The 26,590-nt window shown below is 56.8% G+C and carries 30 protein-coding genes; 17 read left to right on the top strand and 13 right to left on the bottom strand.

All coding sequences use genetic code 11. The features are described from left to right. Positions 1 to 227: hypothetical protein (locus tag PKE98_RS21855; protein ID WP_271197513.1), on the top strand; the 227-nt coding region annotated here is incomplete at its 5' end. An 80-nt stretch (positions 228 to 307) separates the two neighbouring features. Continuing rightward, the gene (locus PKE98_RS21850) at positions 308 to 1,210 is read left to right on the top strand and encodes a LysR substrate-binding domain-containing protein (protein WP_271197512.1); all 903 of its coding nucleotides are present in this window, start codon (positions 308 to 310) and stop codon (positions 1,208 to 1,210) included. Positions 1,211 to 1,217: 7 nt separating this feature from the next. Here the strand turns inward: PKE98_RS21850 and PKE98_RS21845 are convergent, their stop codons facing one another. Beyond that, on the bottom strand, positions 1,218 to 1,622 hold the full coding sequence (locus tag PKE98_RS21845) for a DoxX family protein (RefSeq protein WP_271197511.1): 405 nt from the start codon (positions 1,620 to 1,622) through the stop codon (positions 1,218 to 1,220). Between the two features lie 81 nt (positions 1,623 to 1,703). Beyond that, entirely contained in the window at positions 1,704 to 2,384 is a 681-nt protein-coding gene (locus PKE98_RS21840) for an NADPH-dependent F420 reductase (RefSeq protein ID WP_373877899.1), read from the bottom strand. A gap of 54 nt (positions 2,385 to 2,438) precedes the next feature. On the opposite strand from PKE98_RS21840, the gene PKE98_RS21835 reads away from it, so the two are divergent. Beyond that, a complete protein-coding gene (locus PKE98_RS21835) occupies positions 2,439 to 3,383 on the top strand; it encodes a LysR family transcriptional regulator (RefSeq protein WP_271197509.1) in 945 nt (314 codons plus the stop codon). Positions 3,384 to 3,413: 30 nt separating this feature from the next. Here the strand turns inward: PKE98_RS21835 and PKE98_RS21830 are convergent, their stop codons facing one another. From PKE98_RS21830 to PKE98_RS21795, 8 genes are all read right to left on the bottom strand, one after another. Next, positions 3,414 to 3,611 carry a tautomerase family protein gene (locus PKE98_RS21830; RefSeq protein WP_271197508.1) on the bottom strand — a complete coding sequence of 66 codons (198 nt, stop codon included), beginning with the start codon at positions 3,609 to 3,611 and terminating at the stop codon, positions 3,414 to 3,416. Positions 3,612 to 3,795: 184 nt separating this feature from the next. Further along, positions 3,796 to 4,695, bottom strand: a complete 900-nt coding sequence (locus PKE98_RS21825) for a SphA family protein (protein ID WP_373877898.1) — start codon at positions 4,693 to 4,695, stop codon at positions 3,796 to 3,798. Positions 4,696 to 4,830: 135 nt separating this feature from the next. Beyond that, positions 4,831 to 6,282, bottom strand: a complete 1,452-nt coding sequence (locus tag PKE98_RS21820) for an aldehyde dehydrogenase (RefSeq protein ID WP_271197506.1) — start codon at positions 6,280 to 6,282, stop codon at positions 4,831 to 4,833. A 29-nt stretch (positions 6,283 to 6,311) separates the two neighbouring features. Continuing rightward, positions 6,312 to 7,454, bottom strand: a complete 1,143-nt coding sequence (locus PKE98_RS21815; protein WP_271197505.1) for an NAD(P)-dependent alcohol dehydrogenase — start codon at positions 7,452 to 7,454, stop codon at positions 6,312 to 6,314. 46 nt (positions 7,455 to 7,500) lie between these two features. Beyond that, positions 7,501 to 8,436, bottom strand: coding sequence for a catechol 1,2-dioxygenase (gene catA, locus PKE98_RS21810; RefSeq protein ID WP_271197504.1), 936 nt, complete (start codon positions 8,434 to 8,436; stop codon positions 7,501 to 7,503). Between the two features lie 92 nt (positions 8,437 to 8,528). Beyond that, positions 8,529 to 9,800 carry a salicylate 1-monooxygenase gene (salA, locus tag PKE98_RS21805; RefSeq protein WP_271197503.1) on the bottom strand — a complete coding sequence of 424 codons (1,272 nt, stop codon included), beginning with the start codon at positions 9,798 to 9,800 and terminating at the stop codon, positions 8,529 to 8,531. Positions 9,801 to 10,010: 210 nt separating this feature from the next. Continuing rightward, positions 10,011 to 10,934: a LysR family transcriptional regulator gene (locus PKE98_RS21800; RefSeq protein WP_271197501.1), complete on the bottom strand. Its 924-nt coding sequence runs from the start codon at positions 10,932 to 10,934 to the stop codon at positions 10,011 to 10,013. A gap of 180 nt (positions 10,935 to 11,114) precedes the next feature. Beyond that, positions 11,115 to 11,987: a LysR family transcriptional regulator gene (locus PKE98_RS21795; RefSeq protein WP_271197500.1), complete on the bottom strand. Its 873-nt coding sequence runs from the start codon at positions 11,985 to 11,987 to the stop codon at positions 11,115 to 11,117. Positions 11,988 to 12,135: 148 nt separating this feature from the next. On the opposite strand from PKE98_RS21795, the gene PKE98_RS21790 reads away from it, so the two are divergent. From PKE98_RS21790 to PKE98_RS21750, 9 genes are all read left to right on the top strand, one after another. Beyond that, the gene (locus PKE98_RS21790) at positions 12,136 to 13,257 is read left to right on the top strand and encodes a muconate cycloisomerase family protein (protein WP_271197499.1); all 1,122 of its coding nucleotides are present in this window, start codon (positions 12,136 to 12,138) and stop codon (positions 13,255 to 13,257) included. A 27-nt stretch (positions 13,258 to 13,284) separates the two neighbouring features. Beyond that, positions 13,285 to 13,575: a muconolactone Delta-isomerase gene (gene catC / locus PKE98_RS21785; RefSeq protein WP_271197498.1), complete on the top strand. Its 291-nt coding sequence runs from the start codon at positions 13,285 to 13,287 to the stop codon at positions 13,573 to 13,575. Between the two features lie 47 nt (positions 13,576 to 13,622). Further along, complete coding sequence (gene catA / locus PKE98_RS21780) at positions 13,623 to 14,558, top strand: catechol 1,2-dioxygenase (protein ID WP_271197496.1); 936 nt, start codon at positions 13,623 to 13,625, stop codon at positions 14,556 to 14,558. Between the two features lie 188 nt (positions 14,559 to 14,746). After that, positions 14,747 to 15,022, top strand: a complete 276-nt coding sequence (gene frmR, locus PKE98_RS21775; protein WP_108094829.1) for a formaldehyde-responsive transcriptional repressor FrmR — start codon at positions 14,747 to 14,749, stop codon at positions 15,020 to 15,022. A gap of 45 nt (positions 15,023 to 15,067) precedes the next feature. Then, a complete protein-coding gene (locus PKE98_RS21770; protein ID WP_271197495.1) occupies positions 15,068 to 16,177 on the top strand; it encodes an S-(hydroxymethyl)glutathione dehydrogenase/class III alcohol dehydrogenase in 1,110 nt (369 codons plus the stop codon). Positions 16,178 to 16,233: 56 nt separating this feature from the next. Further along, the gene (gene gfa, locus PKE98_RS21765; protein WP_271197494.1) at positions 16,234 to 16,812 is read left to right on the top strand and encodes an S-(hydroxymethyl)glutathione synthase; all 579 of its coding nucleotides are present in this window, start codon (positions 16,234 to 16,236) and stop codon (positions 16,810 to 16,812) included. A gap of 119 nt (positions 16,813 to 16,931) precedes the next feature. Further along, complete coding sequence (locus tag PKE98_RS21760) at positions 16,932 to 17,483, top strand: cytochrome b (RefSeq protein ID WP_271197493.1); 552 nt, start codon at positions 16,932 to 16,934, stop codon at positions 17,481 to 17,483. A gap of 59 nt (positions 17,484 to 17,542) precedes the next feature. Beyond that, positions 17,543 to 18,253, top strand: a complete 711-nt coding sequence (locus tag PKE98_RS21755) for a dienelactone hydrolase family protein (protein ID WP_271197492.1) — start codon at positions 17,543 to 17,545, stop codon at positions 18,251 to 18,253. 13 nt (positions 18,254 to 18,266) lie between these two features. Further along, complete coding sequence (locus tag PKE98_RS21750; protein WP_271197491.1) at positions 18,267 to 18,950, top strand: alpha-ketoglutarate-dependent dioxygenase AlkB family protein; 684 nt, start codon at positions 18,267 to 18,269, stop codon at positions 18,948 to 18,950. Positions 18,951 to 18,995: 45 nt separating this feature from the next. Here PKE98_RS21750 and PKE98_RS21745 read toward each other — a convergent pair whose 3' ends face one another. After that, a complete protein-coding gene (locus PKE98_RS21745; RefSeq protein ID WP_271197490.1) occupies positions 18,996 to 19,556 on the bottom strand; it encodes a MarR family winged helix-turn-helix transcriptional regulator in 561 nt (186 codons plus the stop codon). A 303-nt stretch (positions 19,557 to 19,859) separates the two neighbouring features. On the opposite strand from PKE98_RS21745, the gene PKE98_RS21740 reads away from it, so the two are divergent. Both PKE98_RS21740 and PKE98_RS21735 read left to right on the top strand, forming a co-directional pair. After that, positions 19,860 to 20,423: an NAD(P)H-dependent oxidoreductase gene (locus tag PKE98_RS21740; protein ID WP_271197489.1), complete on the top strand. Its 564-nt coding sequence runs from the start codon at positions 19,860 to 19,862 to the stop codon at positions 20,421 to 20,423. A 10-nt stretch (positions 20,424 to 20,433) separates the two neighbouring features. After that, positions 20,434 to 21,765, top strand: coding sequence for an LLM class flavin-dependent oxidoreductase (locus tag PKE98_RS21735; RefSeq protein WP_271197488.1), 1,332 nt, complete (start codon positions 20,434 to 20,436; stop codon positions 21,763 to 21,765). Between the two features lie 122 nt (positions 21,766 to 21,887). On the opposite strand, the gene add is transcribed toward PKE98_RS21735, so the two are convergent. Both add and PKE98_RS21725 read right to left on the bottom strand, forming a co-directional pair. Then, a complete protein-coding gene (gene add / locus PKE98_RS21730; protein WP_271197487.1) occupies positions 21,888 to 22,925 on the bottom strand; it encodes an adenosine deaminase in 1,038 nt (345 codons plus the stop codon). Between the two features lie 174 nt (positions 22,926 to 23,099). Then, the gene (locus tag PKE98_RS21725; RefSeq protein ID WP_271197486.1) at positions 23,100 to 23,873 is read right to left on the bottom strand and encodes an outer membrane protein OmpK; all 774 of its coding nucleotides are present in this window, start codon (positions 23,871 to 23,873) and stop codon (positions 23,100 to 23,102) included. A gap of 355 nt (positions 23,874 to 24,228) precedes the next feature. Between PKE98_RS21725 and PKE98_RS21720 the strand changes: the two genes are divergently transcribed. From PKE98_RS21720 to PKE98_RS21710, 3 genes are read left to right on the top strand one after another with little or no spacing between them, the layout of a single operon-like run. After that, positions 24,229 to 25,047: an ABC transporter ATP-binding protein gene (locus tag PKE98_RS21720; protein WP_271197485.1), complete on the top strand. Its 819-nt coding sequence runs from the start codon at positions 24,229 to 24,231 to the stop codon at positions 25,045 to 25,047. Then, complete coding sequence (locus PKE98_RS21715) at positions 25,037 to 25,795, top strand: ABC transporter permease (protein WP_271197484.1); 759 nt, start codon at positions 25,037 to 25,039, stop codon at positions 25,793 to 25,795. Before PKE98_RS21720 ends, PKE98_RS21715 begins: the two co-directional genes overlap by 11 nt. Beyond that, positions 25,792 to 26,544 carry an ABC transporter permease gene (locus PKE98_RS21710; RefSeq protein ID WP_271197483.1) on the top strand — a complete coding sequence of 251 codons (753 nt, stop codon included), beginning with the start codon at positions 25,792 to 25,794 and terminating at the stop codon, positions 26,542 to 26,544. Before PKE98_RS21715 ends, PKE98_RS21710 begins: the two co-directional genes overlap by 4 nt. Positions 26,545 to 26,590: the final 46 nt, after the last annotated feature.

The raw sequence follows: 26,590 nt of genomic DNA, 5'->3' as shown, positions 1-26,590 counted from the left end.
GCGGCAGAGCCGCAGGCTGGAGGACGGGAAGTTCAGGCCGCTACGGTTGCCCGGAAAACCTTAGCGTACGATTTTTTCCGAATTCTGCGGGCTCCCCGTCGTGGCCGATCACAGAAAGTGCAGAGGCGGCGAGCGTGAAGGGGCTGACGGCGCTCAGTGAGGCAGCCAGCAGCAAGGTCTTGATTGTCTTGGTCTTCATGCGTGTTATCAGTCTGTTCGGCAAATAGGGCAGGGCAGCCATTTAAGACTTGAAAGCCAAAATGATAAATCGTCAAAATGCGCCGACATTCCAAATAGAGCGTTTCCAATGGATCGACTGACCAGCTTGCAGGCGTTTGTAAAAGCAGTGGATCTGGGGTCGTTCAGCGCCGCAGCCGAGACGATGAAAATGTCGTCACAGTTGGTGGGCAAACATGTGCATGCCCTGGAGCAACGCTTGGGTGTCCGGCTGCTTAACCGCACAACGCGGCGGCAAAGCCTCACCGATTTTGGCCGCTCGTTTTACGAGCGGGCCAAACACATCGTTACCGAAGTTGAATTGGCAGAAAACCTGGCTGCCCATGAACAGGCGCTGCCCAGCGGGCGTTTGCGAATTAATGCGCCGGTGAGCTTTGGCATGAACAGTCTGGCGCCGGTATTGCCAAGGTTTATGCAGCAATTCCCTGAAGTGGAAGTTGAGCTGAATTTGTCCAACCGTTCGGTGGACCTGATTGATGAAGGCTACGACGTTATCTTTCGGGTTGGCCAGTTGGCGGACAGCGGGCTGATCGCCCGGGCTCTGGCGCCTTACAAACTGGTGCTGTGCGCGGCTCCTGTCTATCTGCAGAGAAAGCCGGCGCCGAAGACACCTTGGGATCTGAAAGACCATGATTGCCTGGGGTTTGCTCACACGGAGCTGCGCACACAGTGGACCTTTACAGGCCCCGACGGGCGCATTGTGGTGCCGGTCACCAGCCGGTTGATGGTCGATCACGGCGAACCACTGTTGTGTGCGGCGTTGGCTGGGCTGGGGTTGTTGTTGCAACCACTGGAGCTGGTCCGAGAGGCGTTGCAGGCGGGTGAGTTGGTGACGCTATTGGACGACTATCCTGTGCCCACTCGACCGTTCCATGTGCTGTATGCGCCGGACCGGCGCATGACGCCGAAGCTGAAAAGCTTTCTGGATTTTGCCCTTGCCGAGTTTGGTGAAAACCCGGCAACGGCCAGCTAGCGAGCGCTTAGTTACGGAACGAACGCTTCAGGGCAAACGCGCCGTCATCCAGCAAAGCCAAGGCGAGTGCGGTCAGCGACAGAAACACAGGGTATTCCCAGCCACCATTTGGGTTGGTGAAGCTCCAACCATTACCGAAGTGCACGGTGGCGGCGACAAACAATTGCACGGTGGCAATCGCGGCTACCCAGCGGGCGAAGACACCGAGGATCAGAAACAGACCCCCAACCACTTCGAATGCAATGACCGGGTAGGCAAGAAAGCCTGGAAAGCCGATGGACTCAAAAAAGCCAGCAGTGCCTGCCGGGGTAAATACCAGCAGCTTGGTCAGGCCATGGGCGAGAAACATAACGCCCAGGATCAAACGCAGAATCAGTGCAGCGTAAGGAACGGTACGAGAAGGGTTGGTCATGGCGAACTTCCTATTTTTGTGGGGAGTAGGGGCCAGCGCCACAACGTATTAGTCATGGCGCCAGCTGCTGTTGAAGGGGGATTAACGAGCCAGCCAGGCCGGCGCGATCTGCGTGCCCAGGCCAGCGCCGTAGCCGAGGTAGATGTTGAAACCGGCCACCGCTTCCAGATAACGCGCGTTCACAAGGCCGCCAGCATCCACGGTTTTCCAGCCCAGGCTTTGGGCGAGCGATACGGCGGTTTGTTTGGCCCGTGCGCTATCGCTGGCCAGAAATACGCTGCCTTGCTGGTCGTTGGCGAAGGTTGGGCCGCTGGCCAATACCTGGGCAAACAGGGTGTTGAAGCCTTTCACCAGCTCTACGCCGGGCAATGCCTTGGCGATTTCTTCGGCAGCACTGGTGCTGTGGCCGATGGTCAGGCCCATGTAATCGGCGGTCAGCGGGTTGGTGATGTCGATCACCACTTTGCCTGCCAGGTTGCCCAGGCTCTGCAGAGCGGTTACAGCGTCCTGGTATGCAGTAGCGACAATCACGACTTCGTTCTGGCCCAGTGCCTGGTCAGCGGCGAATGCTTCGACGTTTTGATGTTGCGCGGCCACAGCGCGCGCCTTGTCCAGGTCACGGCCAGTGATACGTACTTGGTGGCCTGCGTTAGACAACTGTTGAGCGAAAGCCGAGCCCATGTTGCCGGTACCGATAAGGGTAATGTTCATGTCTTGTGCCTCGTGATGTGTGTTTGATGGGGCCCAGTTTAAAGATTCGATTAGCGAGATAAAGCTGCTTTAATGTGACTTATAGTTCCGATAAATGAGGCAATTATGGATCGCGCGTTGGAAATGCAGGTGTTTTGCGCAGTGGTCGACAAGGGCAGTTTTATCGGCGCAGTCGATGCGCTGGAAATGTCCAAGGCCGCCGTTTCCAGGCACGTAAACGCTCTTGAGGAACGCTTGGGTGTGCGCCTGTTGCAGCGCACCACGCGGCGTCTGTCGTTGACGGAAGAGGGACGGGTGTTCTACCAGCAGGCGCGGGAAGTGCTGGCCTTGATGGGCGAGGCGGAAAACGCGGTTTCGTCTGGCAATCACGAACCTTCCGGGGTACTGCGGGTGAACGCGCCGGTGAGTTTTGGCGTGTTGCACCTGGCGCCACTGTGGACGGCTTTTCTCAATCAGAACCCGAAAATTGAGCTGGAGATCAGTCTGAACGACCGTCAGGTCGACTTGGTGGAGGAGGGCTATGACGTGGCGGTGCGGATTGCGCGAATGGAAAGTTCGTCGCTGGTGGGGCGCCGCTTTGCCAGCACGCAGATGCGCTTGTGCGCGTCCCCGAACTACATCAGCAGCCACCCGCCAGTGACCGTGCCGCAGGACCTCACCGAGCACCGCGTTATTGCTTACAGCAACTTCTCCAGCGGCAACGAATGGAGTTTTACCGGGCCTGACGGCGAGCATAAAGTCACCACACGCTCGGTCATACGCTGCAATAACGGCGACACGTGCCGGTCTATTGCACTTAACGCATGCGGCATCTTGCTGCAGCCCAGTTTTATGGTCAGCGAGGATATTCGGCGGGGCGATCTGGTGGAGTTGCTACCGGCGTACCGCTCGGTGGAGCTGGGGATATACGCGGTGTATCCAACCCGTAAACACCTGGCATCGAAGGTGCGGGCGTTTATCAATTTTCTGGTCGAACAGTTTGAACACGTCGACTGGGAGTCGGGATATCCAACACAGAAGAACAAAGCCCGGGCTGCCAAGAAGAAATAACGCTTCCGACAGCCCACTGGCGATTAACGCTTAGGTCTTCTTCGGGTCTTCGCCGTACAGCTTGCCGGCACCGGCCCAATCCGATGGCGCTACGTCTTCGAAAATGACGTAGATGTAGTTGGCGTCGGTACCGGTGTTTTTCACGATGCTTTGGGTGATTTCAGCAGCGACGGCTTCTTTCGCGGCGTGGTCTTTCCCTTCGAACCAGCTAACTCGTACAACAGGCATGGGGTAATCCTCTATTCAAGTGGGTAGCGCGTGCTCTGCCGCGTGACGCGGCTGGGCAGTGACGGAAGAATAGGAGAGATCCTGAAGGCGATAAACACGCTGTAAATCGCCGGTATGTAGCTATTTTGTCGTCAATCGACCCGGGAACGTCGGGCCCGTTGCTGGGCCCTGCACCCACGAGGCGTTAAAGCGGAACCGTCAGCTTCAACCAGTAGGCATCACCTTCAGCACGATTGCGTACGGCCTGTTCCTGCTGCCACTTGGCGGTGACAAACCAACCGCTGTTGTCGCTGTACTTGATGGACGGGCCGATGGCGAATGCGCGGCCTTTGTTGTCGTCCACGGTATCGCCGTTCTGGTTGTCGTCGGTGACCTGGCGGTAGATGTAGCCGCCAACACCAACCACCCAGCCATTACCGAAGCCCCAGCCAGCGGAGTAGTCCGCGTGGGCTTCCTGGCCTGAGCGGTAGTCGGTGTCCGGGTTGCGGGCATTGAAGTCGTACATCAACTTCACATCCAGGTTGAGGCCGTCCGGGTCGACATAGGACAGCGCCACAATGGGCTCCACCGCCCAGTAATTGCGGCCGATATTGGCAAGGTCATCGCGGTCATAACGGCCGGTGGGGGCGAAAATATCCAGGGCGTAGATGGCATGGAGCTTGTCGCTGTAGTGGTAGCCCAGTGCCGGGCCGAAAATGACGTCGCCCATGCCTTTGCGGCGCTGATGCTGGTCGTTTACTTCAACCTTTAAATCCACAAGCGGCACGTTAAGGTGAAACGCCAGGTTGCCGTCCAACACCTTTTGCTCGGTCACCCAGATCAACCTCGGCGCTACCACGGCAGCGTCCAGGTCAAAGTGCTCAACGGCATCATGGCCGCTGTTATCCCGCAGGTTGTCGGCGCTATAGCGCTCGGCAAATACCTGGGCATAGAAGCCGGGCGGTGGCATGGCGCCGGTCATGTAGTTTTCTGCACCCATGGGGTACGAAGAGCCGCCGCCTTCGGTGGCCTGAGCAACAGGCAACGCGAGAATGGCAACGGAGCCCGCGAGCAGGCGAGATAGGGGGGAATACGGAGCACGCATTACAGAAGGACGAATGTTCATAGGCACCACGTTGTTGTTGTAGTTGGTGACGTTGTAAATCGCCGGCGCTTAACCGGCGCACGGGAGCAACCAGTTGCGGGCCCGGTCGGCAGAACACCGGCCGGGCCTGCTGCTTTAGAACGGGTAAGGCTGGTTGGAAGGCTCCACCGTGACCCACTTGACCTCGGTGAACTCCTCGATCACGGCACTGCCGTCAAAGCGGCCGTAGCCACTTTTCTTCATGCCGCCGTAGGGCGCCTGGGGCTCGTTTTGCACGGTCGCGCCGTTGATATGCACGCAGCCGGCGTCCAGGCGCGCAGCCAGTTGCAGCGCCTTGGTAACGTCGGCGCTGAAGATCGACGACGACAGGCCATAGGCTGTGTCATTGGCCACCGCCAGTGCTTCTTCGGCATCTTTCACGCGCACGATGGTGGTTACCGGGCCAAAGGTTTCTTCGTCGTAAATGGCCATGCTGCGGGTTACGCCGTCGACCAGGGTGGGTTTCATCAAGGCGCTTTCGGCCAACCCGCCAGCCACAACCTTGGCGCCTTTACCCATGGCATCGTCGAGCAGTTGATTGATCCGCTGCACCGAACCTTGAGCGATCATCGGGCCGATCACGCAGGCTGGCGATTCGCTCGGCAGGTTGGTTTCCAGCGCTGCCACACGCTTGGCAAAACGGGCGACGAAGTCATCTGCCACGCGCTCATCGACGACAAAACGCTCGGTCGACATGCAGATTTGCCCCTGGTACAGAAACGCGCCGAACACGGCAGCATTCACCGCGCCATCGATATCGGCATCGTCCAGCACGATAAAGGGCGCTTTGCCGCCCAGTTCCAGCAGGCAGCGTTTGAGGTGGCTGGCACAGGTCTGGGCAATCATGCGGCCGACCTTGGTGGAGCCGGTGAAGTTGACCCGGCGCACGCTGTCATGGGCGACCAGCGCTTCGGTCACGGCAGCGGCGTCGGCCGGCGCGCTGATCAGGAAGTTCAACACACCAGGCGGCAGACCGGCTTCATAGAAGGCTTCGGCCAACAACGCATGCGTCCGTGGGCTGTTTTCCGAGCCTTTGAAAATCACGGTATTGCCGCAGGCCAACGGGTAGGCAATCGCACGGGCGCCAAGAATCACTGGGCCGTTCCACGGCACGATGCTCAATACAGTGCCGACCGGTTGGCGCAAGGTCATCGAAAGCGCGCCCGGCTTGTCGGTCGGAATGGTTTCACCTTTGATTTGCGTGGTCATGGCCGCGGCCTCACGCAGCAGACCAGCAGAGGCGCCGACGTTGAATTGCGCCCACAGCTGCGAGGCACCGATTTCTTCGGCCATCACGCGGCAGAACTCGGCCATTTTCGACTCCAGCACGTCGGCGGCGGCCAGCAGAATACGGCGTCGCTCGGTCGGGCCGGTCAGCGACCAGGTACGAAATGCCTGTGCCGAGGACTCAGCGGCTTGCAGGGCATCTTCGACGGTGCACGCCGCGCCTACGCTCACGGCCTTGCCGCTGACCGGGTCAATGCGTTGAAAGGTCTTGCCGTCGGAAGCATCACGCTTGCGATTGTCGATGGTGATTTGAACGGTCATCAAAGGTTCCTCGTGTGGAAAACAGGTGTTCAGGCTTGAGTCGCAGGCATACGCAGGATCGGCTTGATGGTGATGCCGCTTTCGCTGTCGGCCATGGCCTGATTGATTTCGTCGAACTGATAGAAGTGGCAGAGCTTGTCGAAGGGGAAACGACCCTGCAGGTAGAGGTCGACCAGCTTGGGAATAAACGCGTTGGCCACGACATCGCCCTGAACGATGCCCATGATCCGTTTGCCCGGAATCATCACGTCGTTGATGTTGAACGACACTTCGGTGCCCATCTTGGTCGCGCCGACGATGCCGCAGGTGCCGAGGATGGTGATGGAGTCGATTGCCTGACGCAGCACTTCGGCACGCCCGGAGCATTCGAGGCTGTAGTTGGCGCCGCCGCCGGTAATGGCGTGAACGCGCTGCACCGGATCTTCTTCGCGGCTGTTGATGACATGGGTGGCGCCCAGTTTGAGCGCCAGTTCCAGGCGGCTGGGAGTGACGTCCACGGCGATAATCGTAGTGGCGCCTGCGACCCTGGCCGCCATCACCGCAGCCAGGCCAACGGCGCCAGCACCGAAGGCGACGAAGCTCGAACCCGCTTCAACGTTGAGCGCATTGAGCACCGAGCCGGCACCGGTTTGGATGCCGCAACCCAATGGGCCAAGCAACTCCAACGGTGCCTCTTTCGACACCTTGACCACATTGCGCTCGTTGGCCATGGCGTACGTGGAAAACGATGACTGCCCGAAGAAGTGATCGTGAATCGGGTGTTCGTCGCCACAGCTGCAACTGGAGGTACTGCCGTCGATACGACCGCCTCCGAAGTTCAGCGGGTGCATATGCGAGCAGTGCGCGGGGTGACCGGTTTCGCAGGGCAGGCACAGCCCGCAAGACATATAGGTCATCACCACGTGGTCGCCCGGTGCCACGGTGGTAACCGCCGAGCCGACGGCTTCGATTACGCCGGAGCCCTCGTGGCCGAGGATGATCGGCAACGGCGTGGGGAAGAGCTGATCACGCACCACCATATCGGTGTGACACACACCGGTGGCCACCACACGCACACGAACTTCGTTGGGAGCAGGAGCGCCTAAGGTGGCGTTTTCAATCTGCAGCGGGGCGCCGGCTTCACGGAGAACAGCGACTTTGATCTGCAGCGGTTGAGCATTGGGCTGGGACATTGTTATTCCTCAGGTAATGGACTCTTGACGGTGATAGGGGGCGGCGTTATGCCTGCAGCGCGCGGGGGCGCTGGCTGCGCTGTGTGGCTTGCTCGCTGAGGGCAGGGCGCAGTTGGAAGTCGAAGGTCATTTCGGCGAAACGACCGTCGACATTGCGCTTGGCGCTCTGCGTGCTGTCATCGACAAAGCGCACTTCACCGATCAGACCGTCGCGGGTGGCGTAGGCAAAGTCGTCCCACAAGTGATCATCGTTGGAGAGGTTGATCTGCGTGGTGAGGTGCTCAAAGCCCGGGGCGGAAATAAAGAAGTGCACATGCGCAGGGCGCTGGCCATGGCGACCGAGTTGGTTCAGGCACGCCTGGGTGGGGCCAGCCGGATCACAGCCGTAGCCGGACGGCACGATGCTGCGTGCGCGGTAGCGGCCGTCGGCATCAGTGACAATGCGCCGACGCAGGTTGTAGTCCGATTGGCTCTTGTCGAAGTACGAGTAGTTGCCCTTGGTATCGGCTTGCCAGAGGTCGACAATGGCGCCGGCAATGGGTTTGCCGTGCAGATCGACGACGCGGCCATCTAAAAACATCACCGTGGCCACGCCGTCTTCACTGCCATCGTCCAGCCGCGCTTCGCCTTGGGAGAGCGGGGCGCCAGCCACGTACAGCGGGCCTTCGATGGTGCGGGGTGTGCCACCGGAAATACCGGCGGCCTCGTCACGGGCATCGGCCAGCAGATCAATAAAATGTTCGATGCCAAGACCGGCGACCAACAGGCCGGCTTCGTTACTGGCGCCCAGGCGATTCAGGTAGCTGACGCCGGCCCAGAATTCATCGTCAGTAATCTCCAGGTCTTCGATGATTCGGGCGGTTTCCTGCAGGATGCGCAGCATGATGGCTTTGCTGCGTTCTGAGCCGCCGGCGTTTTCCAGACCAGCGGCCTCGCGGAAGAACTGCTGGATTTCAGGTTGTTGGGTAATACGAATGGTCATGGCAAAAGCACCTTTTGTTTTTGTCTGTAGTGGTTAAAAGGCAGGGACACGGCAGCCCTGCTGTAGCAGTGCGAATCAAACGGGCTGGGCAGTTACCAGCCCAATTGCGAGCGGGCAGTCTTCAGGTCGGCGTGCAGGTCGTGGTTCCACAGCCAGTCGAAGCGCGAGGCCAGGGTTTGCCCCAGCAGCGGTTCGTTGTCAGCGACCATGGGGTCACGCAGTTCGTAGAGTTCCCCGGCTTCCCAGGAGGTGCGTTGCACGCGGCAGGCGCGGGGGCGGCGGATGGCGTCATAGGCGTTAAGCACGGCGGCAGGCGAAGCGCTGAGCACTTGAGGGTCGCTGAGCAGGCGTGCGAGCAACCAGGCATCTTCAAGACCCTGGCCGGCGCCAGCGCCCTGGTGCGGCAACATGGCGTGAGCGGCATCGCCAATGAGGGCAACATGGCCATGCACGTAACCGGGAAGCTCTTCCAGGTCGTGCAGCGCCCACAGGGTCGGGTTGGGGATGGATTCCAGCAGTACCTTCGCGGCATCCCCCCAGTGGGCAAACGCGTCGAGCATTTCTGCCTGGGAGGTATTGCGCACCCAGGGTGCATCGCTCGGCCAGACAGGTGTGCCGTGACTGCGATCGGAAACGAAGGCAACAACGTTGATCAAACGACCCTGTTTGACCGGGAAGGTGAGAATGTGGGCGTCGAGGCCCAGGTACATCTGCGGCACGTTGACCAAGTGCTCATCCAGGCCGCGCTCACGATAGGCGGCACGCAATTGCTGGCTGTCGATCATGCCGCGATAAGCGAGGGTGCCGCTGAAACGCGGCGCTGCCAATGGCTGACCTAGGCCCTGTAGCACGTGGTCGCGAATGGAGGATTTGATGCCGTCGGCGGCAATCAGAATGTCGCATTGGTAATGGCTGCCGTCGGCAAAGAACACCTCGGCCTGGTCGCCGCTCTGCTCGACGCGAACGGCCCGTTTGCCGAACTGGGCAATGCCTTCGGGCAACTGATTGGCCAGTACGTCGAGGAAGTCGGCACGGTGTACCGAAGATTGGCCAACGCCTTGGGCGACGCTCGCGCCGAGGTAGCTGGCGTCTTCACCTTTGCGCCACTCAAACCAGATGTCTTGCCAGGGCTCTGGCGTGCGGTCGGCTACCCGCTGATACGGTTCACCGATACCCAGGCCGCTGATGGCTTGAACCGCGTTGGCGCCGAAAGAAACACCGGCGCCCACTTCACCGAAAGCTGGTGCAGCTTCGAAAAGCTGGACCTTGAGGTGGGCATGACGGCAAAGGTCCAGAGCCAGTGCAACGCCGGCGATACCGCCACCGACAATGCCAATTCGCAAAGCAGAAGAAGACAGGTGCATAGCAAGGTACTCATGGTTTTATTTTTTTAAAGTGCCGGCAATATCTGGCCCGTTCGCAAGCCGCGTAAATACCGCAAAGCCCATGTTGACTATGTCGTTTGTGAATACTGGTAGGGTCGCGAGGGAGGCTGTCTCTGATGCTGAAGATGCTCTAACCCGAGCGTTCGAGCGACTACGAAGGCCCATTTAGACCAGATTTTTGACCACCCTTCAGTGGGGTGATTTAGCACTCGATTCTGAGAACAGATCGAACATCAGTTGGCGTATCCACCGATTGGCCGGGTCCTTGTTGAACTTGGCGTGCCAGAACAGATTGATGGCAATTTCGGGCAGTGGCATTGGCGGTTGCAACTGCACAAGGTCGAAGGGTTTTGCGCAGCTGGAGGCAAAACGTTCAGGCACGGTGGCGATCAGGTTGGTCTGCTGCAGGATATGACCCACGGCCACAAAATGCGGCACTTCCAGGCGGATATTGCGCTGGGCGCCGGAGCGTTGAATAAACGCATCGGCTTCGCCATGCCCGGTATTGGCAGCCACCACGCGCACGTGTTCGTAACTCGAGAAAGCCTCCAGCGTGAAAGGCCGCTTGGTCGCCGGGTGATTACGCCGGCACAGGCACACATAGTGGTGATGAAACAGGCGCCGTTGGAAGAATCCCGCTTGCAGGTTGGGCAGCAGGCCTACCGCTATGTCCACCGCGCCGCTCTGCAGCTTTTCAGCCAACGTCTCGGTACTGGTGCGCACGGTACTGACCTGGCAATGGGGCGCCAGGCGGGCGAGGGTGTTCATCAACTTCGGCATAAAATACAGCTCGCCGATATCGGTCATGGCCAGGGTAAACGTGCGTTTGGCCGACAGCGGATCGAACTGCTCTTCGTGTTTGAAGGCCTCACGCAAGGTTTCGATCGCCAGCGCAACGGAATCGGCTAACTGAAGCGCGTAGGGCGTTGGCTCCATACCCTGATGGGTACGCACGAACAGCTCGTCATTTAGTGCGTTGCGCAAACGCTTGAGTGCATTGCTGGTGGCCGGCTGGGTAAGCCCGAGATTGTCGGCCGCAGTCGATACGCGGCGGTCGATAAGCAGTTGGTTAAAAACCAGTAAAAGATTCAGATCTAAGTCGCGCAGTTGCATGGTTCTGCCTGCTGTCATTTATGTTGGCTGGGGCGTGGCGGCGCCTCACAGCGCGCAGAGTTCCCAGTGTCACTCAGGATAGAGTCGAGCCGATGGGTGATAAACACGCCCGAAATCGCCGCTGGGTAGAAACCAGTTCCACCACGGCGCGCTGGAAGAGGGGCGAGATGGCGAACAGACTCATTGCTTGATCGCCGCGATAAGCGACAGGCAACGGTGCACGATGGGGCTGATATCGCCGGTGCGCCGGCTGAGGATAATCGGCGACACCGCCTCGCTGTCTTCCAAAGCAGCGTAAGCAATATCGGCGCGATGCTGTTGCTGTACGCAAGCCGGTACCAGCGTCACGCCCAACCCAGCGGCCACAAGACCAATGGCGGTCTGCAATTCGTTAGCCCATTGCGACACCTGAATGCCCATGCCGTGGTTGGCAAATAGCGCCAGCACATGGTCGGCGTAACTGGGCCGAGGGTTGGCTGGGTAAAGGACAAAGCGCTCGTGACTCAACCGTTCTAGGGTGACCGGTTGCGCCAGCAAAGGGTGCCCGACAGGCACCACGGCGACGAGGCGATCTTCGCTGAGCACCTGCTGGTGAATGGCAGGGTCGTCGAAGTGAATGCGCCCAAAGCCGATATCAATGCGGCCGCTTTTAAGCGCCTCGATCTGTTGCAGAGTGGTCATTTCATGCAGACCAAGCTCCAGGTCGGCGTCACCACGCAATTGGCGGATCAATTCAGGCAGCGCCGCATACAGGGTAGAGGGCGCAAAGCCGATACCCAGCCATTGCCGCTGGCCTTCGCCAATACGCCGGGTGTTCTCGCCAAGCTGCTGAAACTGGCGCAGCAAGGTGCCGCTTTGCTCATAGAAGTAGCGCCCGGCTTCTGTCAGCTGTAGAGGGCGGCTGCGCTCAAGCAATTCGGTGCCGAGAAACTCCTCCAACTGCTGGATCTGCCGGCTCAGCGGCGGTTGAGCGATGTTCAAACGCTCGGCCGCGCGGGTGAAGTTCAGGGTTTCTGCCACCGCCTGAAAATAGCGAACATGCCGAACCTCCATGATACCTCCTGGGTATGGTGCGAGATAAAAACGATATTGGACCCCGTGAATACGCTAGCGGGATTCTTAACAGCCTGAAACAAGATTCGTGAGGTATCAAGCGCCGCTGTGCTTGTGCCGTGTTTTTACTGCGTAAACGGAAGCCAAAATGAATTCAGCCCGGATCGTCAGCCTGGAGTCGATCATCGTCGACCTGCCCACCATTCGCCCGCACAAACTGGCCATGCACACCATGCGTCAGCAGACGCTGGTGATCCTTCGCCTGCGCTGCAGTGACGACATCGAAGGCCTGGGGGAGGCCACCACCATTGGTGGTCTGGCCTATGGCAACGAAAGCCCTGAGAGCATCAAGAGCAACCTGGATCATCACTTCGCGCCGCTGCTGATTGGCCAGGATGCAACCAACATCAACGCAGCGATGCAGCGTCTGGACAAGGCCATCAAGGGCAACACCTTTGCGCGCTCTGCGGTTGAAACCGCACTGCTGGACGCCCAGGGCAAACGCCTTGGGTTGGCAGTAAGCGAGCTACTTGGCGGGCGCGTGCGCGACTCGTTGGAAGTGGCCTGGACCTTGGCCAGCGGCGACACCGGCAAGGACATCGACGAAGCCGTGCAAATGCTTGAGCAGCGTCGTCACCGCATCTTCAAAGTGAAGATCGGCGCCAACCCGCTGGAGCAAGACCTTAGCCATGTGGTGGCGATCAAAAAGGCCCTGGGTGCGCAAGCCAGCGTACGGGTAGACGTTAACCAGTACTGGAGCGAGTCCCAGGCCATTCGCGGCTGTCAGGTGCTTGGCGAGAACGGCATCGACCTGATCGAACAACCTATTTCGCGGATCAATCGCGGCGGGCAGATCCGCCTCAACCAGCGCAGCCCGGCACCGATCATGGCGGATGAGTCCATTGAAAGTGTGGAAGACGCCTTCAGCCTGGCCGCCGACGGCGCGGCCAGCATCTTTGCTCTGAAAATCGCCAAAAACGGCGGCCCGCGTGCCGTGCTGCGCACTGCGCAAATCGCTGAAGCGGCGGGCATCGCACTGTACGGCGGCACCATGCTGGAAGGCACCATCGGCACGATGGCCTCGGCTCACGCTTTTCTCACCCTTGCCCAGTTGGTCTGGCACACCGAGTTGTTCGGGCCCTTGCTGCTGACCGAAGAAATCGTGCAGCAAGCGCCTGAATACCGCGATTTCGAGCTGCACGTACCCAACACGCCTGGCCTTGGCTTGGCCCTGGATGAAGAGCGCCTGGCGCGTTTCCGTCGTACCTGAACCGCGTTTGATTAGGGAGATAACACCATGCTGTTCCACGTAAAGATGACCGTGAAAATTCCGGCCGATATGGACCCGCAAGTGGCCGCCCGGCTAAAGGCAGATGAAAAAGAACTCGCCCAGCGCCTGCAACAAAAGGGCACGTGGCGCCACCTGTGGCGTATTGCCGGCCATTACGCCAACTACAGCGTGTTTGACGTTGAAAGCGTCGAAGCGCTGCACGACACGTTGATGCAACTGCCGTTGTTTCCCTACATGGATATCGAGATCAACGGCCTCTGCCGTCACCCCTCGTCCATTCACACCGACGACCGCTGAAACCTGACCGATTCTGCGCCCCATAACAACAAGATAAGGACCCGACCATGACCGTACGCATTTCCCACCAACCCGAGATTCAGCTGTTTTTTGAACAGGCCGCCGGCTATGACAATGACCAGGGCAGCCCGCGGGTAAAGCAAATTCTGCTGCGCGTGTTGCAGGACACCGCCAAGCTTATTGAAGACCTGGAAGTCACCGACGACGAGTTCTGGAGCACCATCGACTACCTCAACCGCCTGGGTAGCCGCAGCGAGGCAGCGTTATTGATTGCAGGCCTCGGCGTCGAGCATTTTCTCGACATGCTTAACGATGCCAAAGACGCCGAGGTTGGCTTGGTGGGGGGTACGCCGCGAACCATCGAGGGGCCGCTTTATGTAGCTGGCGCGCCGCTGTCGCACGGCGAAGCGCGGATGGACGATGGGAGCGAGGAGGGCGTTGCAACGCCGTTCTTTATCCAAGGCCAGGTGTTGGACCTGGACGGCAAACCGATTGCCGGCGCCACCGTCGATCTATGGCAGGCTGACTCGAAGGGCAACTACTCGTACTTCGACAAAAGCCAATCCGACTACAACCTGCGTCGACGCATTGTCACAGACGCCGACGGGCGTTATCGCGCGCGCAGTATCGTGCCGTCCGGCTACGGCTGCGACCCGCAGGGCCCCACCCAGGAATGCCTGAACTTGCTAGGCCGGCACGGTCAGCGCCCGGCGCATATCCACTATTTCATCTCGGCTCCGGGCTATCGTCATCTGACCACGCAGATCAATTTGTCCGGCGACAAATACCTGTGGGACGACTTCGCCTACGCTACCCGTGATGGGTTGATTGGCGATGTGAGCTTTATCGAAGACCCGGCGCTGGCAGCCGCGCGCGGCGTAGCCGGCCGCTTTGCCGAGCTGTCATTCAACTTTCAGTTGCAGAAGGCTGATGACACAACCGACGAAAAACGCAGCCTTCGTCCAAGGGCGCTTCAGGAATAACGTCGCGATAAGCCTGTGCCTGGTTTTGAAACGGACGGAACGCAGGTTTGTTGGGCTTCGCTGCGGTGAGCGAAGCCCAAACGCGGCGATTGCAAACAAAACGACCCAACTGTCCCGCCGATTCGCGCCCTAATCACGGCGCGCCCTCAGGAATAAACTCCCCCCCAGTACTTTTCGGGAGTCAAACCATGCCGCATTCACCTGCTGAGAAAAAACGCGTACTGGGCCGTGTGCGCCGGGTAAGAGGGCAGCTGGATGCGCTGGAAGCGGCGCTCGAACAAGGGGCTGACTGCGCGCCCGTGCTTCAGCAGATTGCCGCCATACGCGGTGCCGTGAACGGCCTGATGGCCGGTGTGCTGGAGAGCCATCTCCGCGAAGAATTCACCGGTCTTGGCGACGTTAGCGAAGCGCAACGCGCCTCCATAGACGACGTCGTGTCCTTAGTCCGAACTTATCTACGTTAAGCGCTGGGAAGCGCCGCGAACCTTTTATTCATTTGGAGAATGCTTATGAAATCTCGTGCTGCTGTGGCTTTCGAGGCCGGCAAACCGCTGCAAATTGTTGAGATCGACGTGGCGCCACCGCGCGCCGGCGAAGTGCTAATCCGCATCACCGACACCGGTGTTTGCCACACCGACGCCTTCACCTTGTCCGGTGACGACCCGGAAGGCTTGTTCCCCGTGGTGCTAGGCCACGAAGGTGCTGGCATTGTGGTGGAAGTGGGCGAGGGCGTTACCAGCCTGAAGCCGGGCGACCACGTTATTCCGCTGTACACCGCCGAGTGCGGCGAGTGCCTGTTCTGCAAGTCGGGCAAAACCAACCTGTGCGTGGCCGTACGTGCGACCCAGGGCAAAGGCGTAATGCCCGATGGCACCAGCCGTTTCTCTTACAACGGCCAGCCGCTGTACCACTACATGGGCTGCTCGACTTTCAGTGAATACACCGTGGTCGCTGAAGTGTCGGTGGCCAAGATCAACCCGGATGCCAATCCGGAGCACGTCTGCTTGCTGGGTTGCGGCGTAACCACTGGCATTGGCGCCGTGCACAACACAGCCAAAGTTCAGGAAGGCGACACGGTTGCGGTATTCGGTCTGGGTGGTATTGGCTTGGCCGTTATCCAAGGCGCACGTCAGGCCAAAGCCGGGCGGATCATTGCCGTTGACACCAACCCATCCAAGTTCGACCTGGCGCGCTCGTTTGGTGCCACCGATTGCATCAACCCGAAAGACCACGAACAGCCGATTCAGCAAGTGATCATCGAGGCCACCGGCTGGGGTGTGGACCACTCGTTTGAATGCATCGGCAACGTCAACGTCATGCGCTCGGCTCTGGAATGCGCCCACCGTGGCTGGGGTCAGTCCATCGTGATCGGCGTGGCCGGCGCCGGCCAGGAAATCTCTACTCGTCCGTTCCAATTGGTCACCGGTCGCACCTGGAAAGGCTCGGCATTCGGTGGTGTAAAAGGCCGATCCCAACTGCCAAAAATGGTGGAAGACGCCATGAGCGGCGAGATCGATCTGGCCCCGTTTGTGACCCACACCATGCCGCTTGAACGCATCAACGAAGCGTTCGACCTGATGCACGAAGGCAAGTCGATCCGCACCGTCATCAAATATTGATCGCACGTCCGCAGCCTTGGGTCGCGGGCGTTACAGCCCTGTAACGGAGACACGCAATGAGCACTGTAAAACTTCATCCGACACTGGATAACGGCTTCGAGCAAGGCGCAGAACATTTCACCGGTGGCACGCTCCAGTGCCTGTGCGAGAGCAACAAGGTCGAAGTCAAAATCGACGCGCAAACGCTGCATAACCACGCCTGTGGCTGCAGCAAGTGCTGGAAACCCAAGGGCGCCAAATTTGCCGTTATCGCCGTGGTGCCCCGCGACAAAGTGAGCGTCACAGCTAATGCTGACAAACTTGCCATCGTCGATGAAAAGGCTGCCATCCAGCGTCACGCCTGCAAGGACTGCGGCGCTCACTTGTATGGCCGAATCGAGAATAAGGACCACGCGTTCTATGGTCTGGATTTCGTCCACACCGAGCTGTCGCCGCAAAAGGGCTGGTCGGCGCCGGGCTTTGCGGCCTTTGTGTCGTCCGTCATCGAAACCGGCACGCCGCCGGCAAATATGAAGGCCATTCGTGGGCAACTGCGCGCGTTGAATCTGGAACCCTATGACTGCTTGTCCCCAGACTTGATGGACGCGCTGGCAACACAAGTGGCAAAGCTCAACGGCGTTACCGCTGCTAGCTAAACCAAGCAAGAAAAAAGCCCGCCATCCGTTTGCATCACGGGGGCGGGCTTTCCTGTATGTGCAAAACGGGTCCATATAAAGGACCGCTATCTAACCTGATAGACCAGGAAAACGTCGGTATGAAAGGAAACAACGTCGGCTATACCAGTACAGCGAAACTACTGCACTGGGGCATGGCGCTAATTTGGCTGTGCAGCTGGGTAATCGGCATTCTCGCCACCCATTGGCGTGAAGAGCTCAACCCACAACACGGCCTGACCTTCACGCACAAGGCGCTCGCCAGCACCCTGGTGTTTCTTATTGTTGTGCGTATTGCGTGGCGTCTACTGCACCCCGTGCCAGCCCTGCCCAGCACCATGAGCCCGCTTATGCAACGCGGTGCAAAAGTAGGGCACCTGCTGCTCTACGGTATCGCCCTCTTGGCGCTGCCGCTGTCGGGCTGGTATTGGAGTTCGGTGGCCGACAAGCCCATTCTGGTAGCCACCTTGTTCACCTTGCCGCCCTTGGTAGAGCCGAACAAAGACCTCTACGACATCGCCAAAATCATCCACACGTGGACAGCCTGGTTCTGCGGCGCGCTGGTGGGCGGGCATGCGCTGATCGCGCTCAAACACCATTTCATCGACAAAGACGACATCTTGCTCGGCATGTTACCCAAGCGCCGCGGTTGATCGAGGCGCAGCCTGTTCAATACCTTCAAGACAGCAATCCAACCTGAGGAAGCACAGACATGACAGCGATAAAAGGAACCATGGTCACCTTCACCCGGCCGGACGGTGGTGAGCTGCAAGGCTACCTGGCAACACCAGCACAGAGCGAAAACGCTCCGGCCGTGGTGGTCATCCAGGAATGGTGGGGCTTGAACGATCAAATTCGCGGGGTGGCTGACCGGCTGGCCGAGTGCGGCTATCTGGCCTTGGTGCCGGATCTGTACCGAGGGCAATCTACCGTCGAGCAAGAGGAAGCGCACCACTTGATGGAAGGGCTCGACTTTGGCGACGCGGCTTCACAAGACATCAAAGGCGCGGTGAATTTCCTCTTGAAAAAAACCGCCAATATCGCGGTTACCGGCTTCTGCATGGGCGGTGCGTTGACACTGCTGAGCCTCACCCAATGCCCGGAACTGAAAGCCGGTGTGGTCTGGTACGGCTTTCCGCCGCTAGACTATATCGATGCATCGGCCATTAAAGGTGAAGTGCTGGCCCACTGGGCTACCCAGGACGCCTTCTTCCCGATCGCCACCGTCGGCGAGCTGGAAACCAAGCTGAACGGCGCCGGGGTAAAAACCGAGTTCCACCAGTACCTGGCGCACCATGCATTCGCCAACGAAACGGCGGTGGGGCAGGGGCGAATCGAAGGCACTCAGTTTGATCCAGTCTGGTCGCAACTGGCCTGGGACCGCACGCTGACGTTCCTCGGCCGCGTGCTTTGGGCCAAGTGAGCCACACCAGGCCATGCAGGCAGACCTGTTTCTGACCCGGCCGGAGGACCTGAATCTGCTGCCCGTGGACGGCGCCGTGCATAACTACGGCGTCGTTTTAACGGCGGCAGAGGCCGATACGTTTTTTGCCCGTTTGCTGCGCGAAGTTGCCTGGGCGCCAGACACCGCACTGGTCAATGGCGAACTGATCCAAACCGTCCGCCAGGCGGTGTGGTATGCCCATTTACCACTTAGTTACACGCACTCAGGTGTCCAGCGGCAATCGCTACCCTGGGGTGTAGCCGTGCTGAGTGAGCTGAGAAGCAGGGTGGAGCGTATTTGTGGAACCACGTTCAATTCCTGCCTACTCAACCTCTATCAGGATGGCTCGCAAGGCATGGGCTGGCACAGCGATCCGGAGGCCCAAGGGCGGCATGACGCAATTGCGTCGCTGAGCCTTGGGGGCACGCGCAAGTTTGCGTTTAAGCACAAGGCATCAGGCGAGCGGCGCGATCTGGAACTACATCATGGACAACTCATTGTGATGCGTGGTGAAACTCAGAGGTACTGGCTTCATGCTCTGCGAAAAACAGTGGCCCAAGTCGGCCCACGTATCAGTCTTACCTTTCGCCAGTTTCCTGAACTAAGTCTCACAGAAGAATTCGCTAGCGCACATGCAGGTAAGCTTCATACGAATATACCGAGGGATCATCGGTAATCGTTTTCCCTGCCTCACAAAGTACCTTAACTAACCGCTGAACTGTTAAAGCGCTCGAAGCCTCGACTTGGAAACTGTGGCCGCCGAAAATTTCTCGAGCAAAGTTAACAAGATGGTAGATTCTTCTTCAGTGAGCCCCTCAAGTACAAGTCCCGCAGAGTCGCTGATTTGCATCATGGCTTGTTCAATCTTGGTTTTTCCTTCTTCGGTCAAAGTCAGCAACGTGACACGACCATCCGAGGGAGAGGGAACTTTTGAAATAAGCCCGTCTTTTTCCAATGTGATTGCAATACCCGAGACACTGGCTCGACTGGCTCCCATGAGGCGAGCTGCCATAATCCCCTCAATTGGGCCGGTCAACCATATAACCCACATAAGATAGTGGCCCGCACCTGTAAGCCCGAGAGGTCGCAATATCTTTACCATATGATCGTATGTAATTAGATCGCCCACACGTAAAAGCATCAAGATCATACGATGTGCTTTCAAGTTCATGTGCGGTAGTCGTTTGGAACCCTCTCTAACTGCGACATCTACAAAGCCAGCGACGTTATTATCATCCATGAGTTGTAGTAATTCATGTTTAGCGTCCTTGATCGAGTTCACTTATCTTTTTCCCGCAAATAAATGTGGCCGTTATTAAAGTCGCGCAGCGATGCCGGTTGATTGAGCATCTTTAAAAAGCGCCTTTACGCCGGATTATGATGTTCCGTTTAGTCATGCGCAAGCTTTCAGAAACCCATACAAACGCTCTGGAAGGCCCGTGTTAGGGCTAACAAAACAGATAGGTAAGATTTCCCCAGGCTAAGCCAATGTACCATCCCTCTAAGCTTTGTAAAGGCCTTGACAATAATTGGGCGTTTCGGCAATCTGCTCCTGGCTATTTTCCATCCCGGAGCAGCGAAAAAAATGAACAAGCAACCAACAAGGGTCGTCGCTCTTTCCGCGAACACACGCCGCCCGTCTAGAACAAGGTCCCTCGTTAACGCCATCGCTCTGCGCCTTGCTGATTCAAACAGCGTGCAAGTGTTGCTATACGATTTTGTGGATATCGGCATTGAGTTCGGTATGGCTACATCGCTTGACGAACTCAGTGTAAATGCAAGAAGCATATTCGATCAGGTTAGCCAAGCTGATGCGCTCATTGTAGGCTCCCCTGTTTACAAAGGTGCCTATTCTGGGCACTTCAAACACTTCTTTGACTTACTCAGCCCAGAGTGTCTGATCCATAAACCCGTTTGCCTTGTAGCTAATGGGGGAGGGTCAAAGCATGCGCTGGTGGTAGAGCACTCGTTACGTCCGTTGTTCGGCTTCTTTAGTGCAGCGACTACCCCGACGGCTGTTTATGCCTGCGAGGCAGATTTTCTAAATGGTGAGCCGGTTGATGAAGCGCTCATCTCGAGAATTGACCGGGCAGTGTATGAACTTAGAACAGTCTGCGATTTAACCGCAGTATCAAAAATGGTGGTTTAGGAGAGAGTCGATGACAAGCCACAACTTCATGAAGCTGGCAGTGCTATGTAATAACCATCCAGGTTCGATGGGATGGACATATCCCGGAAATTATTGCGAAGGCGATATGAATTTCGAGATGTATTCCACGCTGGCCAAGACGTGTGAAAAAGGTAAGTTGGATGTGATGTTCTTGGCGGACGGAGTGGGGGTTCAAACTGCAGGCATTCGTGAAGGGCATTTTGGTCGAGGCGGCACTCATGTTCACTTCGAACCGACCACCTTGCTTGCGGCGCTAAGCCAAGTAACTTCTCAGTTGGGACTCGTCGGTACCGTCTCGGCGACCTACCATCATCCGTACACGATCGCGCGCCAAATTGCCTCCCTCGACTTTTTGACTAAGGGGCGTAGCGGCTTCAACCTGGTCACCTCGGGTTCTCCGGAAGAGGCTAAAAACTTTGGCCACACCAGCGAGCTTTCTTCAGAAGTCAGATACCGTCGCGCCAACGAATTCATCGACGCCGTAATGGGGTTATGGGATAGCTTTGAGGACGATGCTTTTCTGCGTGACAAGGCGTCAGGCCAGTATTTCGATCCACGCAAGATGCACAAATTGAACTATCAAGGGGAGTTTTTTCGCATTGAGGGCCCTCTCAACATTCCCCGTCCACCTCAGGGCTATCCGCTGATCTCTCAGGCCGGCATGTCAGATGCGGGTCATGATCTCGCTGCTCGGACCGCCGACATTATGTATGCGAAGTACGGCACGCTAGAAGGCGGGCGCGCTTTCAAAACCAAAATGCATGAAGCGATGAAGAAGCACGGTCGAGCCGGTGGCGAGTTGGCGATTCTTCCTGGCTTTTTCCCTGTAATAGGTGCGACGGAAGAAGACGCGCAGCGAAAATTCAGAGAGCGTCAGACTTACCTTGATGATGGCGGCGGTTTAGCAATGATCAAGGGGCTATGGAAAGTCGACTTGACGGGGTACGACCTGGACGGCCCGATTCCAGATTTGCCCGAACTGCAAAAACTTGCGCACGGACAGCAGATTGATTTCAACCGTGCAGGTCGCCGGATGACGATACGTGAGGCTTTTCATTGGTTGGCAAGTGCCTATGCGCACTTATCGGTCATCGGCACGCCTGAGCAGGTGGCTGACGCTATGCAGCTTTGGTATCAGCAAGGTGGGGCAGACGGGTTCAATCTCTACCTGCACGCAATGCCCAACAGCCTGGATGATTTTGTCGATCATGTCGTACCAATCCTCCAACAACGAGGGCTGATGAAGACTGAATATTGTGGCGGAACACTGCGCGAAAACCTCGGGTTGCTTCGGCCAACCTGGCAGCTACCGACTCGATAGCCGCCGTTAGCAACTAAGGCTCATACACCGACGGCCTGGTGTATGAGTCAATCGCTTGAACGGTTTAACCGACACCTGTCTCGCAAGTCGCTATCGCCTTGGGTGCCGGTAATGCGGCCAGGTTAGTGGGCTTGATGTCTTTGAATAATGTCGTCGATCTCTGCCTGCCATAGTTCACGTAGCCGTGCCTTTTCAGGCCCAGGCATCCATGACGCTTCGAGACTATTGAGTGCAAGGCAAGCGAGGGTTTCGAGGGGGAGTCCGAGGGATAGATATTCCTGGGTCAAATCTGTCTGGAAAAACCCAGGGTCATCGGTGTTGATTGTGACATTCAAACCTGCCGCTATCATCTGATGGATTGCATGCTCGCTAGAGGTTAGCTGCTTCCAGGTCGTCGTATGCTTGGTAGTAGTCGGGCAGCAGGTGAACCAGACACCTCGATCTTTGCAATAACCCATCAGATCGTTGTCATCGATGACGTGGTAACCATGATCGATGCGGTCGCACGATAAGAGCGTGAGGCAGGTCTCAACATAAGCTGCCGGACCATCTTCGCCAGCATGGGCGGTAAGTCGAAGTCCCATCTTTTTTGCCTTTCCGAACAGCACCCCGTATAGCTCGGGAGGATAATTGCGCTCAGCAAATTCCAAACCTACTCCTACGACTTCAGGAGCAGGGCAGCTCTCGATCAATTTTAAAAAGTTTAGCCCCGCCTCTGCGCCGAGCATTCGGTTGTGCGACGGAATGATCAGGGATGTAATACCAAAGCGCTGCTCAGCAAGGCGCATCCCACCGCAAATCGCTTGAAGAATTTGTGGATAGCCCAAGTGCCTGTGCGAACTCGGACTAAAAAAGAACTCCACATGCCTCGCGCCATGTTCGGCGCAATGTGACAGCATTTCGAAGGTGACTCGGGTGAAGTCTTCTGAGGTGCGTATCACCTGGAAAGCAAACATGGACACATCAATGAACTCATCAAGATCACGATATTCCAGCACTGCCTCAGCATGCAGCTTGGGAGGTAATTGCACGTGATGCTGATGCGCCAGTTCAATAAGAGTTTTAAGTGAGATAGACCCCTCAAGATGGAGGTGTAGCTCGGCCTTGGGTAAGAGCCTAACGGCTTCAGCAGTAGTCAGTAGATCACTGTTATTTATCATGCTAATTGTTCTCTTTCTGGATGGGCGCGGGATTTTAACGAGTGCAGCATTATTGAAAAATGATGACTAGCTAAAATCCGCGCGCAACAAGCCCCGACAAGCAACTTGCCAAAATTTCTAATTCAGTCAGATGTTAAAGGGGTGCAAGACTGCGTGAGTCAGTAATTTGCGCTATTAGAAGTTGTAGCGCGCCACGAACTGCAGGACGCTTTGGTTTGCATCTATACCAAAGTCGCCGTCTTTAACACCATATTTGTTTTTTGCGTAGTCGTAACCCAGACCAACATAGAGCTTGCGCGGCTCAAACTCTACGAACCGACCGATGTCATATTTTAGTTGGGTTGCGAGGTGGAAGTTCGCGTGAAACGTTTCGTCGTTATCAGGAATCCAGTCGATATACCCATCGAACAGAAGTTCTGATCCGGCGAAGGGGAAGGTAGCACCCCATGCAGGCGTTACCTGCCATGTATCGCCGTCTCGATCTCCGCTTGGATTACGATGGTAGATATTCAGTTGAAAGAAATCGAACCCCGGCACAGCCAAGTCTACGCCAACGCCTAGTAGCGCTGTTTCAACCTGACCTTCGCCAAACTCCTGCGTGGCTGCAAGAAGTACATCAGTAATAGGCCCGAAGCTGAATTTCTTATCGAAAATCTTATTGAAGCTCAACCGTGGGGAGAACTCTGCGTAATAGGTGAAATGCCCAGCTATAGGATCGCTTGCCCCGTTGAAATAGCTGTTGTCCACAAACCAATAAAGGTCCCCGAAAGACCAACCGCTGGACTGTTCGAGGGTGAAAACCTGTTCGATTTCCGGCGTTACTTTGTTGGTTTTTCCGTATCGATAGGCGGCATCGGTTTGCTGCCACTGCAGCAGATCCTCAGCTGATGCTGCCGCTGAAAAAAGAGCTAGAGCGAGCGTGAACGCAGTGCTGTACGCAGATTTCATCATCCTTCCTTTTTGTCGGTTTAGTGCCACCCTGAAAATCGGGCAAGGAGGCCTACAGCAACGACAATGCCATTTTTGTAAACGCCTTGACAAAAAGAAATTAAGTTAGGTATTTCAGTACTTTAGAAGTTCAAATGACGATTTAGACCAGACCGATAGGCTGTCTTCGATCGGATTCGAAAATTGACTCGGCGCACAGGTTTTGTGCAAAAGACAGGATGGAGTGAGTCATTGCAGTGCGCTGTTAAGACGTTACAGCGCGAACTCGAAATAAGCTTTGTAAAGGCCTTGACTATCATCGTTTAACACCCTTTATAATCGTCGCGGTTCGGTTCAGACGTAGTGAGGAAAAGTGATGATTGCGGCTAAGTCAGTAGAGGGCTCCACGCGATACCAGGCTTCAGAGACAGCGGTAAAACTTAATGGTATTTCCATGTCTTATCGCGGTAAGGGTGGCGCATCGTCCACAGTATTGGCGGGTATTGATCTTGAAATTAGTCCGGGGGAATTTGTCGCGCTGATTGGGCCCTCAGGATGTGGCAAGAGCACATTGCTTAAACTTATTGCGGCGCTGGAGATTCCCACTCAGGGGCGTGTAACTATTTGCGCAGAGGAACCGCGAGAACTGGCGAGAAAGCACCGTCTCGGCGTCGCTTTTCAAGATCATGCGTTGCTACCTTGGTTGTCTATAAAAGAAAACGTGGGTTTGCCTTTTAAACTGGCGCGCCGGCCAGTCGACAATGAACGAGTTGAAAAACTTCTGGCGCTTGTTGGACTGGCGCACTATGCCAATGCAAAACCATCTCAGGTTTCGGGCGGCATGAAACAGCGGGCGTCCATCGCTCGGTCCTTGATGCTTAATCCATCGCTTCTTCTGCTGGATGAGCCCTTTGGTGCACTTGATGCGGTAACCCGTAAGCAGCTTAATATCGAACTTCAGTCGATTTGGACAGAGCAAAAAATTACCACGGTATTGGTCACTCACGGCGTTGATGAGGCCATATTTCTAGCTGATCGGATTATTGTTTTAGAGGCCAACCCAGGGCGAATTCGAGAGGTGATTAACGTTCCGTTCGAACGTCCTCGATCATCGAGTCTAATGCGTACTGCCGAGTTTCATAAGTTAACGGATTACCTCACCGAACTGTTGGAGCCCGCGACCAATGTCACTTGATATAAAAACGACGCAGCGCTTCTATGCTGCATTCGGAATTCTGGTTTTTATCGGCTCAATCCAACTGGTAGGAACGTTTCAGCTTGCCGGCCCAGCGTGGCCGCCACTTTCAACAGTGGTTGAATACATCTGCCAGCGCCGAGTAGTGCAAACATTACTGTTGGCCACGGGTAAAACGTCCAAAGTTATTCTCTACGCATACGCAGTCGGAGTCACGTTGGCGATCGTGATAAGCAGCCTCGTTCACCTGTTCCCGATCTATCGACCAGGTGCCGACAGATTCGTCACCTTCGTTAATGCGGTTCCAGCTGTGGCAATTGCTCCCATCCTAATCATCCTCGTGGGCGGGCAGCTGTCTGGCCTAATTCTGGCCGCCATCTATGTATTCTTCGTGGTGTACATGGCTTCGTTATCAGGGCTTGGGCGTCTCAACACCGCGCACGTGGATCTGTTTCAAGTTTACGGCGCGTCGAAGTACCAGCGCTTCTTCGCGTACGACGTCCTCTATGCAGCCCCTATGATTCTCAACGGTATGAAACAAGCCGTTCCTGCTGCAGTTGTCGGCGCGGTCTTGGCGGAGTGGTTCAGTGGTCAAGGCGGCCTTGGGCTGATGATGCTAAGCGCCATGCGCAATTTTCAGATTCCACTTCTATGGAGTGCAATGCTCTTCGTGGCGTGCTTTGCCTTGGCATTTTATGGCGTCGTCGGGTCGCTTGAAGCCTATGCTCGAAAGAGGATCATGCTATGACCGCGCGATTTGCTAAACATTGGCTGCTGACCAATTTACCCATAGCACTGGTCTTCATCGCCTGGGTGCTGGTGGCACAGATACTACCCGTCAACGCGATAATCTTTCCGTCACCAGGTTCTGTACTAGAGGACGTGATCGGCCACCCAGATGTGTACCTGCATGAAGGCGGTGTCACCTTCAGAGCGTCTGTTTATGGATTGCTACTGGGCGTGCTCATGGGTACCGGCATGGCATTGCTTTCTTGGTGCAGCTTTGCTTTGAAGTCGATGCTGCTTCCGGTGAGCTTACTGCTCGCGACGATACCCGTGGTCGCCATCATCCCAATCATCACCCGAATTTTCGGCCCAGGAATGTCTTCGGTGCTGTGTGTAGTGACTGTGGTGACGTTCCTGCCGACATTTGTCGCGGTGAGCTCTGGTCTGCATGCAGTCGAGCATTCTCACGAAAGTCTTTTCAAGGTTTTCGGCGCCAGAAAATGGCAACAACTCCGTTACCTGGCCATACCGGCAGCAGTGCCGCACTTCATGATGGCGCTCGGTATTTCGGCACCATCATCCGTTATCGGCGCGATGACCGCTGAGTATCTGATTGGATCGGAAGGGCTGGGGTATCAACTGCGTTCGGCTATGGCCAACTTCGCAACTGACAGAGTTGTGGGTGGTGCTCTCCTTTCAACAGTCATGTCCATCTTCTTCCTTTCCCTAGCCCAAATTGCCTGTAAAAAAATCCTCGCGAGGTGGGGGTAGGGTAGGGATCAGACTTGCCCGAAACGCTCGAAGCTGCGCTAGACAG

This window comes from Pseudomonas turukhanskensis (assembly GCF_027922365.1).
Classification (GTDB): Bacteria; Pseudomonadota; Gammaproteobacteria; order Pseudomonadales; family Pseudomonadaceae; genus Aquipseudomonas; species Aquipseudomonas turukhanskensis.
Note: the sequence above shows the minus strand (reverse complement) of the source record. Positions and strands in the feature narration are given on the sequence as shown.

Excerpts from the sequence above, each read along its gene's own strand:
- catA (WP_271197504.1), bottom strand. The coding sequence starts at position 8,436 with ATGACCATTCGTATTACCCAACAACCTGAAATCCAGCAGTTCTTCCGC.
- PKE98_RS21830 (WP_271197508.1), bottom strand. The coding sequence starts at position 3,611 with ATGCCTGTTGTACGAGTTAGCTGGTTCGAAGGGAAAGACCACGCCGCG.
- PKE98_RS21790 (WP_271197499.1), top strand. The coding sequence starts at position 12,136 with ATGAATTCAGCCCGGATCGTCAGCCTGGAGTCGATCATCGTCGACCTG.
- PKE98_RS21740 (WP_271197489.1), top strand. The coding sequence starts at position 19,860 with ATGAACAAGCAACCAACAAGGGTCGTCGCTCTTTCCGCGAACACACGC.
- add (WP_271197487.1), bottom strand. The coding sequence starts at position 22,925 with ATGATAAATAACAGTGATCTACTGACTACTGCTGAAGCCGTTAGGCTC.
- catC (WP_271197498.1), top strand. The coding sequence starts at position 13,285 with ATGCTGTTCCACGTAAAGATGACCGTGAAAATTCCGGCCGATATGGAC.
- PKE98_RS21755 (WP_271197492.1), top strand. The coding sequence starts at position 17,543 with ATGACAGCGATAAAAGGAACCATGGTCACCTTCACCCGGCCGGACGGT.
- catA (WP_271197496.1), top strand. The coding sequence starts at position 13,623 with ATGACCGTACGCATTTCCCACCAACCCGAGATTCAGCTGTTTTTTGAA.
- PKE98_RS21845 (WP_271197511.1), bottom strand. The coding sequence starts at position 1,622 with ATGACCAACCCTTCTCGTACCGTTCCTTACGCTGCACTGATTCTGCGT.
- PKE98_RS21760 (WP_271197493.1), top strand. The coding sequence starts at position 16,932 with ATGAAAGGAAACAACGTCGGCTATACCAGTACAGCGAAACTACTGCAC.
- salA (WP_271197503.1), bottom strand. The coding sequence starts at position 9,800 with ATGCACCTGTCTTCTTCTGCTTTGCGAATTGGCATTGTCGGTGGCGGT.
- PKE98_RS21795 (WP_271197500.1), bottom strand. The coding sequence starts at position 11,987 with ATGGAGGTTCGGCATGTTCGCTATTTTCAGGCGGTGGCAGAAACCCTG.
- gfa (WP_271197494.1), top strand. The coding sequence starts at position 16,234 with ATGAGCACTGTAAAACTTCATCCGACACTGGATAACGGCTTCGAGCAA.
- PKE98_RS21725 (WP_271197486.1), bottom strand. The coding sequence starts at position 23,873 with ATGAAATCTGCGTACAGCACTGCGTTCACGCTCGCTCTAGCTCTTTTT.
- PKE98_RS21800 (WP_271197501.1), bottom strand. The coding sequence starts at position 10,934 with ATGCAACTGCGCGACTTAGATCTGAATCTTTTACTGGTTTTTAACCAA.
- frmR (WP_108094829.1), top strand. The coding sequence starts at position 14,747 with ATGCCGCATTCACCTGCTGAGAAAAAACGCGTACTGGGCCGTGTGCGC.
- PKE98_RS21835 (WP_271197509.1), top strand. The coding sequence starts at position 2,439 with ATGGATCGCGCGTTGGAAATGCAGGTGTTTTGCGCAGTGGTCGACAAG.
- PKE98_RS21850 (WP_271197512.1), top strand. The coding sequence starts at position 308 with ATGGATCGACTGACCAGCTTGCAGGCGTTTGTAAAAGCAGTGGATCTG.
- PKE98_RS21750 (WP_271197491.1), top strand. The coding sequence starts at position 18,267 with ATGCAGGCAGACCTGTTTCTGACCCGGCCGGAGGACCTGAATCTGCTG.
- PKE98_RS21715 (WP_271197484.1), top strand. The coding sequence starts at position 25,037 with ATGTCACTTGATATAAAAACGACGCAGCGCTTCTATGCTGCATTCGGA.
- PKE98_RS21770 (WP_271197495.1), top strand. The coding sequence starts at position 15,068 with ATGAAATCTCGTGCTGCTGTGGCTTTCGAGGCCGGCAAACCGCTGCAA.
- PKE98_RS21820 (WP_271197506.1), bottom strand. The coding sequence starts at position 6,282 with ATGACCGTTCAAATCACCATCGACAATCGCAAGCGTGATGCTTCCGAC.
- PKE98_RS21825 (WP_373877898.1), bottom strand. The coding sequence starts at position 4,695 with ATGCGTGCTCCGTATTCCCCCCTATCTCGCCTGCTCGCGGGCTCCGTT.
- PKE98_RS21720 (WP_271197485.1), top strand. The coding sequence starts at position 24,229 with ATGATTGCGGCTAAGTCAGTAGAGGGCTCCACGCGATACCAGGCTTCA.
- PKE98_RS21815 (WP_271197505.1), bottom strand. The coding sequence starts at position 7,454 with ATGTCCCAGCCCAATGCTCAACCGCTGCAGATCAAAGTCGCTGTTCTC.
- PKE98_RS21710 (WP_271197483.1), top strand. The coding sequence starts at position 25,792 with ATGACCGCGCGATTTGCTAAACATTGGCTGCTGACCAATTTACCCATA.
- PKE98_RS21735 (WP_271197488.1), top strand. The coding sequence starts at position 20,434 with ATGACAAGCCACAACTTCATGAAGCTGGCAGTGCTATGTAATAACCAT.